The organism is Microbacterium testaceum (assembly GCF_020781835.1).
In the GTDB taxonomy this organism is placed as follows: domain Bacteria; phylum Actinomycetota; class Actinomycetes; order Actinomycetales; family Microbacteriaceae; genus Microbacterium; species Microbacterium testaceum_H.
In genome coordinates this window covers 171,658-188,522 of the sequence record NZ_JAJGNJ010000008.1, presented here as the reverse complement: position 1 = coordinate 188,522, position 16,865 = coordinate 171,658, and the positions used below count along the sequence as shown (strand labels likewise).

Sequence of the window (16,865 nt, the reverse complement as noted above, 5' to 3'; positions counted from 1 at the left end):
CCCAACCCACCCACCCGTCCAATCCACACCACACCCCGGGCGTGTCGCACCCCCACACACCCTGAAAAACCGCGGAATGACAACGATCGGGCGGCAGGTGGCGCGGTGGCGCCTCGCGGGGTCAGATCAGCGACGGGATCGATGACAGGGCGGACGCGGCATCCACCGATCCCCCGGTGAACTCGATTCCGCCGAAGAACATCGCCCCGATCACGAGCACGTAGACGAAAGCGATCGCGAGGAAGAGCACGGCCGAGCCGGCGATCGCCAGGAGCAGGGGAAGTCGAGATGCCATGCGTCCATTGTTCCGAACAGGTGGGAAGGGCAACGGGGGCTTGCGCGAGAACGGCCGAAGGCCGATACCTCCGTGGAGGTACCGGCCTTCGGTTGAGGGTGGAGATCAGCGGCCGCTGAGCTTCTCCCGCAGAGCGGCGAGGGACTCGTCGTCGGCGAGGGTGCCCTGGGCGGGCGACTCCGACGAGAACGAACCACCGAACGAACCCGAGTCGATCGGGTTGGCGGCCTCGGCCTCGAGGGCCTTGGCGACGGCGGCCTTGTGAGCCTCCCAGCGACCCTGGGCCGCGGCGTACTCCTGCTCCCACTGCTCGCGCTGGGCGTCGAAGCCCTCGAGCCAGGCACCCGACTCGGGGTCGAAGCCCTCGGGGTACTTGTACTCTCCGCGCTCGTCGTACTCGGTGACCATGCCGTACAGCGCCGGGTCGAACTCGGTGCCGTTGGGGTCGACCGACTCGTTCGCCTGCTTGAGCGACAGCGAGATACGACGACGCTCCAGGTCGATGTCGATGATCTTGACGAAGACCTCTTCGCCGACCGACACGACCTGCTCAGCGAGCTCGACATGCTTGCCGGACAGCTCGGAGATGTGCACGAGGCCCTCGATGCCGTCAGCCACGCGGACGAACGCACCGAACGGAACGAGCTTGGTGACCTTGCCCGGCGCGATCTGGCCGATCGCGTGCGTGCGGGCGAACACCTGCCACGGGTCTTCCTGGGTCGCCTTGAGCGAGAGCGACACGCGCTCGCGGTCGAGGTCGACCTCGAGGATCTCGACGGTGACCTCCTGGCCCACCTCGACGACCTCGGAGGCGTGCTCGATGTGCTTCCACGAAAGCTCGGAGACGTGGACGAGACCGTCGACGCCGCCCAGGTCGACGAACGCACCGAAGTTGACGATCGACGACACGGTGCCCTTGCGGACCTGACCCTTGTGGAGGTTGTTCAGGAACGTGGTGCGCGACTCGGACTGCGTCTGCTCGAGCAGGGCGCGGCGCGAAAGCACGACGTTGTTGCGGTTCTTGTCGAGCTCGAGGATCTTGGCCTCGATCTCCTGACCGAGGTACGGAGTGAGGTCGCGGACCCGGCGCAGCTCGATGAGCGAGGCCGGCAGGAAGCCGCGGAGGCCGATGTCGACGATGAGACCACCCTTGACGACCTCGATCACGGAGCCGGTGACCACACCGTCGTTCTCCTTGATCTTCTCGACGTCGCCCCAGGCGCGCTCGTACTGGGCGCGCTTCTTGGACAGGATGAGACGGCCTTCCTTGTCCTCCTTCTGGAGAACGAGGGCCTCGACGTGATCGCCGACGTTGACGACCTCGTTGGGGTCGACGTCGTGCTTGATCGAAAGCTCGCGCGAGGGGATGACACCCTCGGTCTTGTAACCGACGTCGAGGAGGACCTCGTCGCGGTCGATCTTCACCACGGTGCCCTCGATGAGGTCGCCGTCGTTGAAGAACTTCAGGGTCTTCTCGACCGCGGCCAGGAAGTCTTCAGCAGAGCCGATGTCGTTGATCGCGACCTGCTTGATGGCCGGGGCGGTCGTTGCGGTAGTCATGTAGTGGGTTGTCCTAGTTGGGTTTGGTGTCGGGCTTCGACTCTTGCGCCGCGATCCGGGGCGGATCACGCCGGCCGGAGCGTCTGCTGCCTGAGGGCGAGCGGATGCCACGAGCCGAAGCGAAGCGGAGTGTTTTCATGCGATGCCACACGGGCCGAGGCCCGGGCGTGCGGAACGAGCCACACGAGTGACACTCAAGGCTACCAGAGTCCGGGTCCGATTCGCCGGGCGAAGGCGACGATCCGCCGGGCTCAGCCGTGGGCGGGCAACCCAAGGGCGGGAAGCACGATCCTGTCGACGATCGAGACGAGGAACGATCGCGTCACCGGCTTGCGCTCCATCAGCAGGCGTTGCGCGACCATGGCCGAGCCGATCGACGAGATCAAGTCGACATCCACGTCTCCGGAAATCTCTCCGCGGGCGATGGCCCGCTCGATGAGCACGCGATTGGCCGCCCGCCGCGGCGCCACCAGGGCCTCCTCCGCAACCTCGGCGAGTTCGGGGGACGTGGACAGCATCGACACGATGCCCGCCATCACCCGCATCTTCCGCTGCGCGTCGGCGATCGAGGGCTCCTTGATCATGGCGACGAGGTCGCCGCGCAGCGTACCCGTGTCAGGAAGCGCCGAGACGTCGTACGCACCCTTCTTCATGCAGGCCACCGCGTCGATGACCAGGTCCGCCTTGGACGCCCACCGCCGGTACAGCGTCGCCTTGCCGGCACGTGCCCGCGTGGCGACCTCGTCGATCGTCATCCGCTCGAACCCGGTCTCGGCGAGAACGTCCAGTGCCGCCTCGAGGATCTCGGGATCGCGACTCAGGTCGCGCTTACGACCGAGGCGGGGCGCCTCGTTCACGGTGCGCTCGGGGGCCGTCGTCATCGAACGTCCTTCCGTCGGGTTGGTCCGAGCCTACGCCATTGCGGAACACAGTGTTTCAGAAACATTTCATTTCCGAAACTCAACAGTTCCGTATATGTTGTGCCCATGACCTCCTTCCCCGCCGCGCCATCCGCCGCGCCGGCCTCCTCGATCCCGTCCCGCCGGCGTTGGCTGACCCTCGCCATCGTCGGCATCGCCCAGCTGATGGTCGTCCTGGACGCGACCGTCGTGAACATCGCCCTCCCGTCCGCTCAGGCCGATCTCGGCTTCTCCGACGGCGACCGCCAGTGGGTCGTGACCGCCTACTCCCTCGCCTTCGGTTCGCTTCTCCTCCTGGGCGGGCGACTCTCCGACCTCTTCGGCCGCAAGCGCACCTTCATCACGGGCCTGATCGGCTTCGCCGCCGCCTCCGCGCTCGGCGGAGCGGCGCCCGACTTCGGCGTCCTCGTCGCCGCCCGCGCGCTCCAGGGCGTGTTCGGAGCCCTCCTGGCACCGACCGCGCTGGCGGTGCTGACCACCACCTTCACCATTCCCCGGGAACGGGCCCGCGCGTTCGGCGTCTTCGGCGCCATCGCCGGAGCCGGCGGAGCCGTGGGGCTCCTCCTGGGAGGATTCCTCACCGAAGCTCTCGACTGGCGCTGGAACCTCTACATCAACGTGGCGTTCGCGATCGCCGCGATCCTCGGCACGATCCTTTTCGTCGGCCGCGTCGAGAGCGACGGACCGCGGCCCCGCCTCGACCTCCCCGGCACGCTCCTGGTGTCCGCGGGACTGTTCGGCGTCGTCTACGGGTTCGCCAGCGCCGAAACCGAGGGTTGGGACTCCCCGTTCAGCTGGGTGCCGCTCGCAGTAGCCGTCGTGCTTCTCGCCGCGTTCGTGCTGTGGCAGCGCCGGGCCCGACACCCGCTCCTGCCCCTGACGATCGTGACCGAACGCAACCGTTCCGCGGCTTACCTGTCGATCCTCATCGCCGGGGCGAGCATGTTCGGCATCTTCCTCTTCGTCACGTACTTCCTCCAGGCGACGCTGCGGTTCAGTCCCATCCAGACGGGGCTGGCCTTCCTGCCGATGGTTGCGATGCTGGTCCTCGCGGCGCAGCTGTCCACGAACCTTCTGTTCCCCCGCCTCGGCGCGAAAATCATGGTTCCGGTGGGCATGATCCTGGGGGCGACCGGCATGCTGCTGCTGACACGTCTGACCGTCGACAGCATCTATGTGACCGACGTGCTGCCCGGGCTGATGCTCCTCGGTCTGGCCATGGGCTCGATCATGCCCGCGTCGATGCAGACCGCGACACTCGGGGTCGACCGACACTTCGCGGGTGTGGCGTCCGCGATGGTCAACACGAGCCAGCAGGTCGGCGGGTCCATCGGCACCGCCCTGCTGAACACCATCGCGGCCACCGCCACCACCGCCTACGTGAGCGAGCATCTCGCCGACGGGTCCGCAGCCCTCGGACCCGCGGCGGTCGCCGGTTACACGACCGCGTTCTGGTGGGGTGCCGCGTTCTTCGCGGTCGGCGCGCTCCTGTCGGCCGTCCTGTTCCGTCGTCGATCCCGCACCCCGCAGGCCACGGCGATGACGCCCGATGAGGCGAGCGAGGCCGTCGTCGTCGGATGAGCCGGTGGGGTCGAGGCCGCCGCGAGGCCGCCCCGACCCCACCGCCAATGAGCCACGGATCAGCCCTTTTCCCTCCCACCCAAAACGCAGTCCGCCCAGGTTCCGTCCAGACTCGCGTGCCAGGCTCCCCGTTTCGTGCCCGCTTTTCGCGGGTCGGACGTGCGAAACCCGCGCCGTCCCCCTGACACGAAACCGGTTATATGCGCTCTGATTCGACGCCCCCTTCCAACCGCCGCGACCGCCGTCTGGCTTCCCGCCGGGCACGTCGTCGGCCCGCACTGACCGCCGGCGTCCTCGTCGTCGGCGTGCTCGCGACAGCCGCCCTCACGGGCACCGCACCCCTGGCATCCGCCGCCTCCCCCACCGACCTCTCGTCGGCCTCGTTCCGTCTTGCCGCGTACAGCGCGCCGGCGACGACCGCCGCTCCGGAGGCCATCGCCGCCCGCGCCGCCGTGTCGGGAGCCGACACCACCGCACAAGCCGCGGCCTCGGTGCAGAACGACATCTCGGCGTCCGGTCTCGATATCGGACAGCCCGCCACGGTGGACACCACCGCGCTCGCCGCAGCGACTCAGCGCCTCACGGACGCGCAGTCGCTCCCCGCCACGTTCCTGCCCGAGTTCACCGCTGAGGTGACGGAGGCCGCGTCCGCCGTGGACCAGCGGGTCGCCGAACTGCGCGGCAGCCTCGACGCCGCCGTGGCCAAGAAGCAGGCTGAGGAAGCCGCCGAGAAGGCGCGTCAGGAGGCCGAGGCCGCCGCCCGCGCGAAGGCCGAGGAGGAAGCCGCCTCCGCGCGGGCGACATCCTCGACGGGTGGATCATCGTCCGCACCCGTCGCACGGCCCGCCGCCCCGACGGGCGGCGGTGGCTCCGGGGACAACAGCCCCGGGGGCGCCCAGGCCACGGCGCGCGGGATGCTCGCCGGCTTCGGCTGGGGCGACGATCAGTTCTCGTGCCTCGTGTCGCTCTGGAACAAGGAGTCGGGCTGGAACTACCGCGCCTACAACTCCGGGAGCGGTGCGTACGGCATCCCCCAGGCCCTGCCCGGCAGCAAGATGTCGTCCGCGGGTGCCGACTGGGAGACCAACGCAGCGACGCAGATCTCGTGGGGACTCGGGTACATCTCGGGTCGCTACGGCAGTCCGTGCGGGGCGTGGGGGCACTCGCAGTCCGTCGGGTGGTACTGACCCCGAAGGAACACCGAAGCGCCGTGCCGGGACCCCCGGTACGGCGCTTCGGTGTTCCTTCGGGTGGACGGCGCACGCGTGCGGAGAACGTCCGTGGCGGCCCGGACGTCGTGGCCGGGCTGCCGGACGGTTCAGGCCGCACCGGTGCGGGAGGTTCTCCCCCGTGTCCGGGCCGGTGTCACCGGGGTGATCATCGGCATCCGGCGTCCTGGCTCGTCATCCGCGGACCGCGCGTCGCCTCGCGGGCGGCGGCGGCCGATGGTCACCGACCGCTGCGCCGCGCGATCAGCCCCGCGAGGAGCGCGTGAGCCAAGGGCCCGATCGACACGACCATCAGGAGCGTGCCGAGGAACGCCTGCTCCGCCTGCAGCAGGATGCCGCCGAGGAGAAGTCCCGTGAACAGCACCGCCGAGACGACCCGACGCATCATGCGCTCCAGGTCGCGCAGACGGCGCTCGACCCGTGGCACCTGGGCGGAGACGCCCCCCTCCTCGACCCGGTCGATGAGGGCATCGAGCCGTCGTGGCAGGCGGGCGGTCAGCGCGGCGACGGACGCGGCCTCTCTGGCCAGCGCGTGAACGGTGTTGCCGCTCTCCTCGCGGATGAGGCGCTGGGCATAGGGCTCGACGGCGTCCCAGATGTTGAAGGCCGGATCCAGCGCGCTGCACATCCCGCTGGTCAGCGACATGGCGCGCACGATGAGGAGGAAGTTCTCGGGCAGTTGGAACGGAAGGGCGCGCACCACGTCGCCGAACTCGACGGCGAAGGCTCGGAACTCGCGCGGATCGACTTCCTGCAGTTCGGCGAACCCCATACCGCCGAAGCGCGAGAACAGTTGCGTCATCGCGCGTTCGAGTTGAACCGTGTCGGCGGACGGCAGAAGCACACCCACGTCGCGAATGCCCTCGACGAGGCCCTTCCCGTCGCGTGAAGCGGCGGCGATGAGAACCCGGCGAAGACCGCGGCGGAGAGTGGGCGGCACCTCGCCCATCATCCCGAAATCGATGAAGGTGAACCGCCAGGCCGGGGAGCCGGCATCCGTCGATCCGGAAATCGGCGTCACGAAGACGTTCCCCGGGTGCGGGTCGGCGTGGAAGAACCCGTCGTCGAAGAGCTGATCGAACATCACGCCCGCGAAGCGCGTCGCCACCTCGGTCGGGTCGATTCCCGCCGCGCGCAGGGCTTCGACGTCGTTGATCTTGATCGCGGTGACATCCTGCAGCGTGAGCAGTCGGCGGGTCGTGCGCTCCCACACGACGCCCGGCACCGCGACTCCCGCATCGCCGCCGAACTCCTGGGCGAACCGCTCGGAGTTCGCGGCCTCGTGGAGATAGTCGATCTCCTCCAGGCTCGTCGCGGCGAACTCCTCCACCAGCGCGGGCATGTCGACGCGATCGCGCACGAGTGCGACGCGACTGAGCCATCCGCCGACCTTGCGCAGGGCACGAAGATCGACGTCGACGATCCTGTCGATGCCGGGGCGCTGGATCTTGACGACGACCTCGCGCAGACCCGTGTCCTCCGCGAGCGCGTCGGTGAGGATGGCGCGGTGCGCCTGCCCGAGCGAGGCGGCCGCGAGCGGTCGCTCGTCGACGCTCGCGAACGCGCGCTCCAACGGCATCCCGAGCTCCTCCTCCGCTCGCGCCCGCATCTGCGCGAACGGCACCGACGGCACCTCGTCCTGCAGGCCCTCGAGCTCCTTCGTGATGACCGGCGGGAGCACGTCGAGCCGGGAGGACATGAACTGCCCGACCTTGATCATCAGACCGCCGAGGTCGATCGCCAGCGCGTGGAAGCGACGGGCGATCAGCTGCAGTCGGCGGGTTCGGCCTCGGGCGGAGATGCGCTCGAGGCCGAACCTGGGAAGGAACAGCTCGTACCACCAGGCCTGGACGAGGTAACGCGCGGCGAAGCGCGTGATGCGCCGGTAGCGGGCGCGCATGAGGGCGTCGTCGGTCATCGGATCTCCGGGATGCCGATGCCCCGGCGACTGCCGTCGGGCTCGGGCACCCTCAGCTCTGGGCGAGGATGGCGTAGAGCTTACGGCGGGCGTCGTCGAGGATCTCCACGGCCTCCGCGATCTGCTCCTTGTTGCCCGTCCGAGCCACCTGTGCCGCCGCCTGCGCGAGCTCGACGCCGGCCTTCGGCAGTGCCGTCATGCGGCCGCTGTCGCGGGTCGTCGCCGACTCCCAGGGCGCGGTGCGCTCGGTGGTCTCGTCGCCGGCGGCGGCTCGTCCCTCTTCGGTGAGCGAGTACGTCTTGCGACCGCCGGACTCCTCCGCGCGGACAAGGCCCTCGTCGGTGAGCAACTGCAGCGTGGGGTACACCGAACCGGGACTCGGCTTCCACGTGCCGCCGCTGCGCTCCTCGATCTCGCGGATGATCTGATACCCGTGCATGGGCTGCTCCAGCAGCAGCGAGAGAACGGCGGAGCGCACGTCCCCCTTGTTCATGCGCGAACCACCCGATGTCTTCTGCTCGAACTGCGCGCGCAGCTGCTCCATCGCGTCGAGGATGTTCGACATCGGCCAACCCTGACCGCCGGCGCCGCCACGAGCGCCGAAAGCATCTCCCAGGAACGAACCACTCATGATGACCTCCCGAAAAGCGGACCCCGGATGGGTCCAGCGATATACAACGATATATCGCTGGAGCGGGGCGCGGGCTGGGAATTCGGGATCAATACCAGTTGTTCGCCTGCGAGTGACCCCACGCCGAGCAGGGGGTTCCGTAGCCGCGTGAGATGTAGTCCAGTCCCCACTTGATCTGTGTCGCGGCGTTGTTCTGCCAGTCGTCGCCGAACGTGGCCATCTTGCTCCCGGGAAGCGATTGCGGGATGCCCGTGGCACCGCTGGGGTTGTAGGCCTGGTAGTTCCACCCCGACTCCTTGGTCCACAGCGATTCCAGGCAGGAGAACTGGTCCGCGCCCCAGCCGTACTGCTCGGCCGCGAAGGCCGCGGCGAACTCCTTCGCCCCCTCCGGAGTGTTGACTCGCGCGAGCGCCTCGGCCGCCTCCTTCTGACGCTGGGCCTCAGCCGCGGCCGCGGCCTCGGCCTGGCGCTTCGCCTCGGCGGCGGCGTCGGCCTCCGCCTTGGCGGCCACCGCGTCGTTGAGACTGTCGCGCAACTCGACGACGCGGTCGGCGACGCGCTCCGTCTCGGTCGCCACGTTCTGACTGAGGGCGGGAACCAACACGACCGGAAGGAGATCGGATGCCGACAGCCGGTCGGCCGCGGCCTCCAGCGCGGAGGTGTCGACCGTGGTGTCGCCGACCGCCAGCGGGAGTCCGGCCTGCGCGATGTCGGACTCGATGGTCGCGGCCTCCGTCAGCGTCGCCTGCGCGCGTGACCGTGCGGAATCGGCGTCTCCGACCACGCCTTCCAGCGTCGCCGCACCGGTGACCGGGACCGTGCGGAACGCGGGTGCCGAGAACGAGGATGCCGCAGCATCCGGGAGCGAGACTGGTGCGGCCGCGGCCAGTCCGGTCGTGGCTACGATGCCCAGCGCGACGCCGGCGCATGTGGCGGCGGCGGCGAGGGAACGGCGGGCGTGGTGGACGTGGCGGAGCTTGAGATCGGAACGCAGCAAAACGGGTGAGTCTTTCGTCGGGGGCGCGTCTCGTCGGGTACGAGCGCGGAAGCCGTGCCGTCGGGTCGACACGAGTCCCCGAGTGTGTGGCTCCGTTCTGAGCGTTATCTCTTCGTTACCTGAAAGCCCCGTGAGTGCCGCTGACGCGACCGCGGACTCGGAGCGACCCCCGCACGACGGACCGCCGACCATGTGGCACGTCGAAGGGCGCGTCGCAAATAGCCGCCCTGATCAGGAATTAACGAATGTCCGGATATACGGGACCGCGACGACCCCCCGTCGCTGAGAGTCGTCTCCGCCGCGCGAACGACGAACGGGCCGACAGGCGAGAAAAATCTCGCTCATCGGCCCGCTCGTGTGCGTTCAGAGGCGGTGATCGCGGCCCGCGCGCGGCGAGACCGTCATGCCCGGTGCGCGCGGTAGTAGCTCAGCAGCGCCGCGGTGGAGGCATCCTGAGACGCGAGAGCGTCATCATCGCCCTCGATCGCGGGCGCGATCTGCAGCGCGAGCTGCTTGCCGAGTTCGACGCCCCACTGGTCGAAGGAGTTGATGCCCCAGATCGTGCCCTGCGTGAAAGTGATGTGCTCGTACAGCGCGATCAACTGGCCCAGCACCGCCGGGGTCAGCGCCGGGGCGAAGATCGAGGTCGTCGGCCGGTTGCCGGGGAAGGTGCGAGCGGCCACGAGCGCACCCGTGGTCCCCTCAGCCTCCACTTCTTCGGCCGTCTTGCCGAAGGCCAGGGCCTTGGTCTGGGCGAGGAAGTTCGCGAGGAACAAGCCGTGCACGTCACGGCCGCCATCGGCGAGCGGGTAGGCGGGGTTCACGAAAGCGATGAAGTCCGCGGGGATGAGGCGCGTCCCCTGGTGGATGAGCTGGTAGAAGGCGTGCTGGCCGTTCGTCCCGGGCTCGCCCCAGAAGATCTCGCCCGTGTCGGTCGTGACCGGCGAACCGTCCCAGCGCACGGACTTGCCGTTCGACTCCATCGTGAGCTGCTGGAGGTACGCGGCGAAGCGGCTCAGCTGCTGCGCGTACGGCAGCACCGCGTGCGACTGCGCGCCGAGGAAGTTCGTGTACCAGACGTTCAGCAGGCCCATGAGGACGGGGACGTTCTGCTCGACGGGGGTGGTCGCGACGTGCAGGTCGACGGCGTGGAAGCCGCTCAGCAGTTCGCGGAACGCCGCGGGGCCGAAGGCAATCATGAGGGAGAGCCCGATCGCCGAGTCGACGGAGTACCGACCGCCGACCCAGTCCCAGAAGCCGAACGCGTTGGTGGGGTCGATGCCGAAGGCTTCGACCTTGTCGAGCGCCGTGGACACGGCGACGAAGTGGTGGGCGACCGCGTCGACCCGGGCCGCGTCGCTGTCGTCGATCGCGCCCGCCCCGGCGAGCCCCGCCCACAGCCAGTCGCGCGCGAGCCGCGCGTTGGTGAGGGTCTCGAGCGTCGTGAAGGTCTTCGACGCGACGATGAAGAGCGTCGTCTCGGGGTCGAGGTCGGCCGTCTTCTCGGCGATGTCGGTCGGGTCGATGTTGCTGACGAACCGGGCCTGGATGCCGGCATCCGCCGACGGCTTCAGCGCCTCGTAGACCATCACGGGACCGAGATCGGATCCGCCGATGCCGATGTTGACGACGTGCGTGACCTTCTTGCCGGTGACACCCCGCCATTCGCCGCTGCGCACGCGATCGGCGAACTCCGACATCGCGGACAGGACGGCCTGCACGTCGTGATCGACGTCCTGACCGTCGACGTGCAGCGCGGGCGTGGCGTCCGCGGGACGACGCAGCGCGGTGTGCAGGACCGCGCGATCCTCGGACGTGTTGAGGTGGACGCCGCGGAGCATCTCGGCGAACCGCTCGCGCACGCCCGTCTCGTCGGCGAGCGCCACGAGGGCCTCGAGGATCTCTGGCGTGACGAGGTTCTTCGAGAGGTCGACGTGCAGGTCGCCGACCGTGCGCGTGAAGCGGTCGACGCGACCGGGGTCGGCGGCGAACCATGCGCGCAGATCGGGGTCGAAGCTCTCGCGCAGGGCCGTGAGGCGGGTCCAGGCGGACGTGGTGGTGGGATCAACGGGAGCAGTCACGATCCCCACGCTAGCGACCTCCGGGGGCGCGGGAGTGCGGGATGACGAACGGAAAGGAAAAGGCTAGAGGTCGGATGCCCGGGGAGGAGGGGCGCTCACCACGGGCAGGGCGATCTCGCGCGTCCGATCCCACGGCTCCGTCCACCCCAGACGGTCGAACATGCCGTTCAGCAGCATCGCGGTGAAGCCCCACACCACGTGGATCCCGGCCGCGTGCGGCACGACGAACGCGGGGCCGCGCCACTCCCGGCCGTCGCGGCGGATCGTGGTGACTCCGCGCCGGGCCGGATCGACGAGGTCGGCGACGGGGGCGCGGAATACGGCGGCGGACTCCGCGGCATCCACCGCGCGCACGGGGGTCGGTCGCTCCCACCACGCGACGACCGGGGTGACGACGTGGCGCGAGTAGGCCAGCGGCACACGCGGCAGCGTCCCGATCACGCCGACGCCCGCGGGATCGAGGCCCGTCTCCTCCTGCGCCTCGCGGAGCGCGGCATCGACGGGTCCGGCGTCGTCCGGGTCGACGCGTCCGCCGGGGAACGCCACCTGTCCGGGATGTGCGCGCAGGGTGTCGGCGCGGGAGAGCAGGAGCACGTCGAGGTCGGACGGGACCGCGCGTGCGGTGTGGACGCTGGGCACGGCATCCAGGGTTCCGAAGAGGATGAGCACCGCGGCGTCGCGGGCGCCGCCGTCGACGGGCAGCGCGCGGAGCTCCGCGAACATCTCGCCCGTGCTGCCGTCGACGAGGGTCCGGAGGTCGTCGCGGGGGGAACGCATGCGGTCGAGGGTAGTCCTGGGACGCGTTCCCCGCCCGGGCAGGGGCGCACGTGTGAGGATGATCGCGGGAGGTGCCCGATGACCGAAGAACTCCACGCCGTGACCCTCGTCGTCGACATGCCCATCACCAAGATCGACGCCCTCGACGTCATCGCGTTCGCGGCCGACGGCGGGGTCGACGACGCCGGCACGTCGCATCCGCGGGTGTGGCTCGCTCCCCATGCCTGGGCCGAGGTCGAGATCCCGAAGTTCGCCGACCCCCCGCCGTTCGCGATCGACGTGTACTCCGACGTCTCCGGCGAGGTCGCGTGGGCGCAGGCGCGTCGCCTGCACACCGCGCTGGAGCGGCTGGGCTGGACCGTCGAGCCGCCGCGGGCCGGCGTGCGGTGACCGGGTCGGGACGGCGATGAGCATCGGCGACGCGCGGCGGCCGAGCCTGCTGTACGTGGAGGACGACGGGGAGATCTCCGCCATGACCATCGAGGTGCTCGGCGAGGTGTACGACGTCGCGCACGAGAGCGACGGTCTCGCCGCGCGCGACCGTGCGCTGCGCGAACGGTTCGACCTCATCGTGCTCGACCGCCGGCTGCCCGGGCTCGACGGCGAGCACGTCGTGGCGGCGCTGCGCACGGCACGGATCACCACGCCCGTCCTCCTTCTCACCGCGCTCGGTTCGATCGCCGACCGCGTCGACGGACTGGATGCCGGCGCCAACGACTACCTCGTGAAGCCGTTCGACTACGACGAGCTGCTCGCGCGGCTGCGCGCGCTGCATCGCGGCTTCCGCGCCGAAGGGCGCCGCCGCACGGTCGCCGGCTGGACGTACGTTCCGGATGCCGCGACCGTGTACTCCCCCGATGGCACGCGTGTCACCCTGACGGCGACCGAGAACGCGCTTCTGGAACTGCTGACCTCGAGTCCCGACCACGTGTTCTCGCGCGAGGAGATCGCGCACGACGTCTTCTCGTCGGTCGACGCGGTCACCTCCGTCGACACCTACGTCCACTACCTGCGACGCAAGTGCGCTCCCGACCTCGTCGAGACGGTGCGCGGACGCGGCTACCGCGCGGGCGGTGCGCGATGAGCGGCGCGGAGGACCGGCGGGTCGTCCGGCGCGCGGCTACGCGCGTCGGTCTGCTCGTCGGCGGCGCCTCGGCGATCGCGCTGACCATCGGCGTCGGGATCCTCGTCGCGATGCTGCTGGCGGGCGCGCGGCGCGAAGGCGACCGACACGGTCGGCCCGGCAGCCTCCCGGGCGACCGCATCGTGGTCGACTTCGACGATGTGCTGCCCTGGGTGCTCGGCCTCGGACTCGTGGGCGTCGCCGTGATCGGCGTGGTCGGATGGGCGGCATCCCGATGGTCGGTCCGCCCCCTCGACGAGGCTCTCCGGCGTCAGCGCGCCTTCGTCTCGGATGCCAGTCACGAGTTGCGCACTCCCCTCACGGCGCTGAGCAGCCGCGTGCAGATCGCGCAGCGGCGCCTCGCCCGCGGCGAACCGCTCGACGACACGCTCGATCGCCTCCGCCGCGACACGGACCTGATGGACGACATCCTCACCGACATGCTGCTCGCGGCGGAGGGAGCCGCATCCGCGGACGGTGCGACGGAGGTCGCGGAGGGGATCCGGAGCGCGGTCGCGGTCATCGCCCCGCTCGCCGCCGAGGCGGGGGTGACGATCGAGGCCGATGCGGGCCCGGCCGGGCTGCGGGCCGCGCTGCCGCCGGTCACCCTCACTCGCGTGTGCACGGCGCTCATCGACAACGCCGTGAGCCACGCCCCGAGCGGCAGCACCGTCACCGTGACGGCACGCGTCGACGACGACACGATCGAGGTTCGCGTCGCCGACGCGGGAAGCGGCATCCCGGTCGAGGACCGCGACCGCATCTTCGAGCGCTTCGCCCGAGGCGCGGAGTCGGGGCGCCGCCGCGGGTTCGGCCTGGGGCTCGCTCTCGTTCGAGAAGCCGCGACCCGTCACGGCGGGACGATCGCCGTGGAGAGCACGTCATCGCGCGGAACGGTGTTCCTCCTGCGGCTCCCCCGGGCGCAGTGACCCGTCGACCGGGTCGCGGAACCGGTCGATCTCGACGCCACCCGCCCAGCGGCGGACGCGGCCGTCGCTCCACACGATCCCGGATGCCACGGGCGCGGCGCGCACCGGATCGAGGTCGTCGATCCCGGTGACAGCGGCCACGGTGGCCCAGACGTCCGCGACGGCGACCGTGTCGGCGACGACCGTCGCGGACACGAGGCCCGGGATCGGTCGCTCGGACCGCGGGTCGACCAGGTGCGCCCCGCGTTCGGCCGTCCCCGAGGTCGCGACCGCGCCCTCGCCGACCGCGATCGTGGCGAGCACGGCGGAGGAGTCCTCGGGGTCGGCGACGCCGACGTTCCAGACGTGAGCGCTGCCCGGCGCGCGCAGCAGACGCATGTCGCCGCCCGCGTTGATCGCGGCGGCCTCGACGCCCGGGAGGCTCAGAACCCCGGTGAGCGCCGTCGCCGCGGCATCCACCGACCAGCCCTTCACGACCCCGGTCGGGTCGAACCAGCCGCGCCACCATGCGTCGAAGACGCCGCCGGTGTCGTCCCGCAGCCGTCGGCACAGCGTCTCGACCTCGCGCACGCGCGGGTCGACGTCGTCGAGGGCACGGAGTCCGTCGCGCAGCAGACTCACGTCGGAGTCGGGGCGGTAGGTCGAGAAGACGCGTTCGTCGTCCCGCATCCGCGCGATCACCGCGGCGACGGCGGCGTCCACCTGTGCGCGCACGTCGACGTCGGCCGTCGCGCGCCCTCGCACCTGAACGGTCACAACGGTGCCCATCACGGGCTCCACCACCGTGACCGACGGAAGACGCGAGCTCACGCCCGCGCCTCGTCCAACGCGGACTGCAGCGACGTGATGTACCCGCGGCTGGTGTAGGTGGCGCCCGAGACCATGTCGATGTCGGCCGACTGCGCGGCGAGGGTCTCCTCCACGAGGATCGGGACCGCCCGGGAGTTGATCTGCTGATCCCGCCCGTTCGCGGCCGGATAGACCGGCACCTGGACGTCGGTCACCGTACCGCCGGACACCGTGATCTGGACCTGGACGGGGCCGAACCGCGTGTCCGCGGCAGAACCGAGGTAGGTGCCGTCGGCCAAGCCCGACGTCGCCGGAGCCGCCGCGGCGGAGGACGAACCCGACGATTCCGACGAACCGGATGCCGACGCCGAGGGAGACGGCGAGGCCGACGCCGACGGAGACTCCGAGGCCGACGCCGAGGGGGACGGAGTCGCGCGCTGCGCCGACGCGGGCGCCGGCGTCGTGTCGGGCAGCGCTTCCGCGGACGCCGTCGCGCCGAGAGAGGTCCGGTAGCTGAACAGCAGCACGAGCCCCGTCAGCGTAGCCATCAGGGCGTAGAAGATCTTCTTCATGTCGGGTTCCCTCGCGCTCAGACGGTGAATGATTCGGCGTGGATGCGGGTGGATGCGACCCCGGCGCGGCGCAGGTCGGCGCGGACGGCATCCATCCACGGACCGGGTCCGCACAGGAACACGTCGTACTGGTCGAGGTCGGGCGCGACGTAGCGCAGGAGATCGGCGCCCTTCCACCCTGCATGTCCGGCAGGCAGCCACGGGGACACCCCGGGCGCGCGCGGCCCGACGAGAGCGGCGTACCGGAGGCCCCGATCGCGTTCGAGGCGCGCGATCTCTCCGCGGCGAAGCGCATCGCCCTCGGCGTGGTCGCGCACGAGCAGCGTCGCCTCTCCCGGCGCCCACGCCGCCTCCTCGGCCAGCGCGATCAGCGGCGCGACTCCGGCACCGGCGCCGATGAGGAGAAGCTTGCGGCCGATGCGGACGTCCGCGGTCATCTCGCCGTAGGGTCCTTCGATCAGCACCCGGGTGCCCGGACGGAGGGATGCCAGCCGGTGGGTGCCGTCCCCCACGAGCCGCGCCGCGACGGTCAGAGAGCGACCGTCCGGGGCGGCCGCGAGCGAGAACGGGTGGCCGCGGGTCCAGCCCGGGCCGTCGAGGAACCGCCACACGAAGAACTGGCCCGCGCGCACCGGCATCCGGTGAAGGCCCCGTCCCGCCATCGTGACGGCGACGCCGCGGTCGCCGTCGCGGGCGACGGTCGATACGCGGAGGTCGTGCCGCAGTGAGCGTGCGAGGGGCAGACCGACGCGGAAGACGAGCACCGCCACCGCCGTCGCGCCCCAGAGCGCCCACCAGTACACCGAGGCGAGGGGGTGGGCGGTGAAGTCGGCGCCCGTCCACAGCATGTGCGGGACGGCGAGCCCGACGCCGAGGTAGCCGTACAGGTGCAGCAGATGCCAGGACTCGTAGCGCAGCCGGCGCCGAGCCCGACGGATCGACGTGGCCACGACCAGGAGCAGCAGGAGCGTCCCCGCGGTGGCGAGCAGCATCCCGGGGTAGTCCCAGACGAACTCCCACAGCTGCACGAACGGGTTGATCCCCGCCGTCGCGGCGTATCCGAGGGTCTGCAGCACGATGTGCGCGGAGAACAACCAGAACGACCAGAAGCCGACGAAGCGGTGCATCCGCGCGATCCCGTCGCGCCCGAATCCCCGCTCGAACACGGGCACCCGGGCCATGAGCAGCACCTGGTAGAGCAGGAGGTTCGCCGACACGAGGCCGCTCAGGCGACCGAACGTGTTCAGGGTCTCCGCATCCAGGGCGATAAGAGCCTGGAGACCACCTCCCGCGACCCAGAGCGCCACCACGACGAGGCTCGTGAGCCAGATGATCGCGGTGGCGGCGAGGTGCCAGACGAGCCGGGCATGCGGACGTCCCACCCGAGAGCGCTCGCGGCGCGTGGCGACGAGACCCGCGGGGACGGGAACGGTGGTGGTGGCGGTCATGCCGTCAGGATGGCG

16 protein-coding genes are annotated in these 16,865 nt (G+C 70.4%); 5 read left to right on the top strand and 11 right to left on the bottom strand.

Going from position 1 to position 16,865, the window contains the following annotated elements; genetic code table 11:
• Positions 1-121: 121 nt before the first annotated feature.
• The 3 genes from LL239_RS13190 to LL239_RS13180 all read right to left on the bottom strand — a co-directional run bounded on the left by LL239_RS13190 (position 122) and on the right by LL239_RS13180 (position 2,736).
• On the bottom strand, positions 122-295 hold the full coding sequence (locus LL239_RS13190; protein ID WP_228163896.1) for a hypothetical protein: 174 nt from the start codon (positions 293-295) through the stop codon (positions 122-124).
• 105 nt (positions 296-400) lie between these two features.
• Complete coding sequence (rpsA, locus tag LL239_RS13185; RefSeq protein WP_077049967.1) at positions 401-1,855, bottom strand: 30S ribosomal protein S1; 1,455 nt, start codon at positions 1,853-1,855, stop codon at positions 401-403.
• Between the two features lie 251 nt (positions 1,856-2,106).
• Positions 2,107-2,736, bottom strand: coding sequence for a TetR/AcrR family transcriptional regulator (locus tag LL239_RS13180; protein WP_228163895.1), 630 nt, complete (start codon positions 2,734-2,736; stop codon positions 2,107-2,109).
• Positions 2,737-2,841: 105 nt separating this feature from the next.
• Between LL239_RS13180 and LL239_RS13175 the strand changes: the two genes are divergently transcribed.
• Positions 2,842-4,356, top strand: coding sequence for an MFS transporter (locus LL239_RS13175; protein ID WP_228163894.1), 1,515 nt, complete (start codon positions 2,842-2,844; stop codon positions 4,354-4,356).
• Positions 4,357-4,556: 200 nt separating this feature from the next.
• Positions 4,557-5,543: a lytic transglycosylase domain-containing protein gene (locus tag LL239_RS13170; RefSeq protein ID WP_228163893.1), complete on the top strand. Its 987-nt coding sequence runs from the start codon at positions 4,557-4,559 to the stop codon at positions 5,541-5,543.
• A 262-nt stretch (positions 5,544-5,805) separates the two neighbouring features.
• Here the strand turns inward: LL239_RS13170 and LL239_RS13165 are convergent, their stop codons facing one another.
• The 5 genes from LL239_RS13165 to LL239_RS13145 form a co-directional block, all read right to left on the bottom strand.
• Positions 5,806-7,503 carry an ABC1 kinase family protein gene (locus LL239_RS13165; protein ID WP_228163892.1) on the bottom strand — a complete coding sequence of 566 codons (1,698 nt, stop codon included), beginning with the start codon at positions 7,501-7,503 and terminating at the stop codon, positions 5,806-5,808.
• A 52-nt stretch (positions 7,504-7,555) separates the two neighbouring features.
• On the bottom strand, positions 7,556-8,134 hold the full coding sequence (locus LL239_RS13160) for a PadR family transcriptional regulator (RefSeq protein ID WP_228163891.1): 579 nt from the start codon (positions 8,132-8,134) through the stop codon (positions 7,556-7,558).
• Positions 8,135-8,222: 88 nt separating this feature from the next.
• Complete coding sequence (locus tag LL239_RS13155; RefSeq protein WP_228163890.1) at positions 8,223-9,131, bottom strand: phospholipase; 909 nt, start codon at positions 9,129-9,131, stop codon at positions 8,223-8,225.
• Between the two features lie 401 nt (positions 9,132-9,532).
• Positions 9,533-11,215: a glucose-6-phosphate isomerase gene (pgi, locus tag LL239_RS13150; protein ID WP_228163907.1), complete on the bottom strand. Its 1,683-nt coding sequence runs from the start codon at positions 11,213-11,215 to the stop codon at positions 9,533-9,535.
• A gap of 60 nt (positions 11,216-11,275) precedes the next feature.
• A complete protein-coding gene (locus LL239_RS13145) occupies positions 11,276-11,989 on the bottom strand; it encodes an NUDIX hydrolase (protein ID WP_374197636.1) in 714 nt (237 codons plus the stop codon).
• Between the two features lie 78 nt (positions 11,990-12,067).
• On the opposite strand from LL239_RS13145, the gene LL239_RS13140 reads away from it, so the two are divergent.
• Genes LL239_RS13140 through LL239_RS13130 form a run of 3 tightly spaced genes read left to right on the top strand, consistent with a single transcriptional unit; the run spans position 12,068 to position 14,041 of the window.
• Positions 12,068-12,379 (top strand): hypothetical protein, encoded by a 312-nt coding sequence (locus tag LL239_RS13140; protein ID WP_228163889.1) that lies wholly within the window; start codon positions 12,068-12,070, stop codon positions 12,377-12,379.
• Between the two features lie 16 nt (positions 12,380-12,395).
• Positions 12,396-13,073 (top strand): response regulator transcription factor, encoded by a 678-nt coding sequence (locus LL239_RS13135; protein WP_228163888.1) that lies wholly within the window; start codon positions 12,396-12,398, stop codon positions 13,071-13,073.
• Entirely contained in the window at positions 13,070-14,041 is a 972-nt protein-coding gene (locus LL239_RS13130) for a sensor histidine kinase (RefSeq protein ID WP_228163887.1), read from the top strand. The genes LL239_RS13135 and LL239_RS13130 overlap by 4 nt, the downstream gene beginning before the upstream one ends.
• On the opposite strand, the gene LL239_RS13125 is transcribed toward LL239_RS13130, so the two are convergent.
• The 3 genes from LL239_RS13125 to LL239_RS13115 are packed head-to-tail and all read right to left on the bottom strand — an operon-like array spanning position 13,994 to position 16,850.
• Complete coding sequence (locus LL239_RS13125; RefSeq protein WP_228163886.1) at positions 13,994-14,851, bottom strand: FAD:protein FMN transferase; 858 nt, start codon at positions 14,849-14,851, stop codon at positions 13,994-13,996. The genes LL239_RS13130 and LL239_RS13125 overlap by 48 nt on opposite strands.
• The gene (locus LL239_RS13120) at positions 14,848-15,402 is read right to left on the bottom strand and encodes an FMN-binding protein (RefSeq protein ID WP_228163885.1); all 555 of its coding nucleotides are present in this window, start codon (positions 15,400-15,402) and stop codon (positions 14,848-14,850) included. The genes LL239_RS13125 and LL239_RS13120 overlap by 4 nt, the downstream gene beginning before the upstream one ends.
• 17 nt (positions 15,403-15,419) lie before the next feature.
• Positions 15,420-16,850, bottom strand: a complete 1,431-nt coding sequence (locus LL239_RS13115) for a ferredoxin reductase family protein (RefSeq protein ID WP_228163884.1) — start codon at positions 16,848-16,850, stop codon at positions 15,420-15,422.
• Between the last annotated feature and the right edge of the window lie 15 nt (positions 16,851-16,865).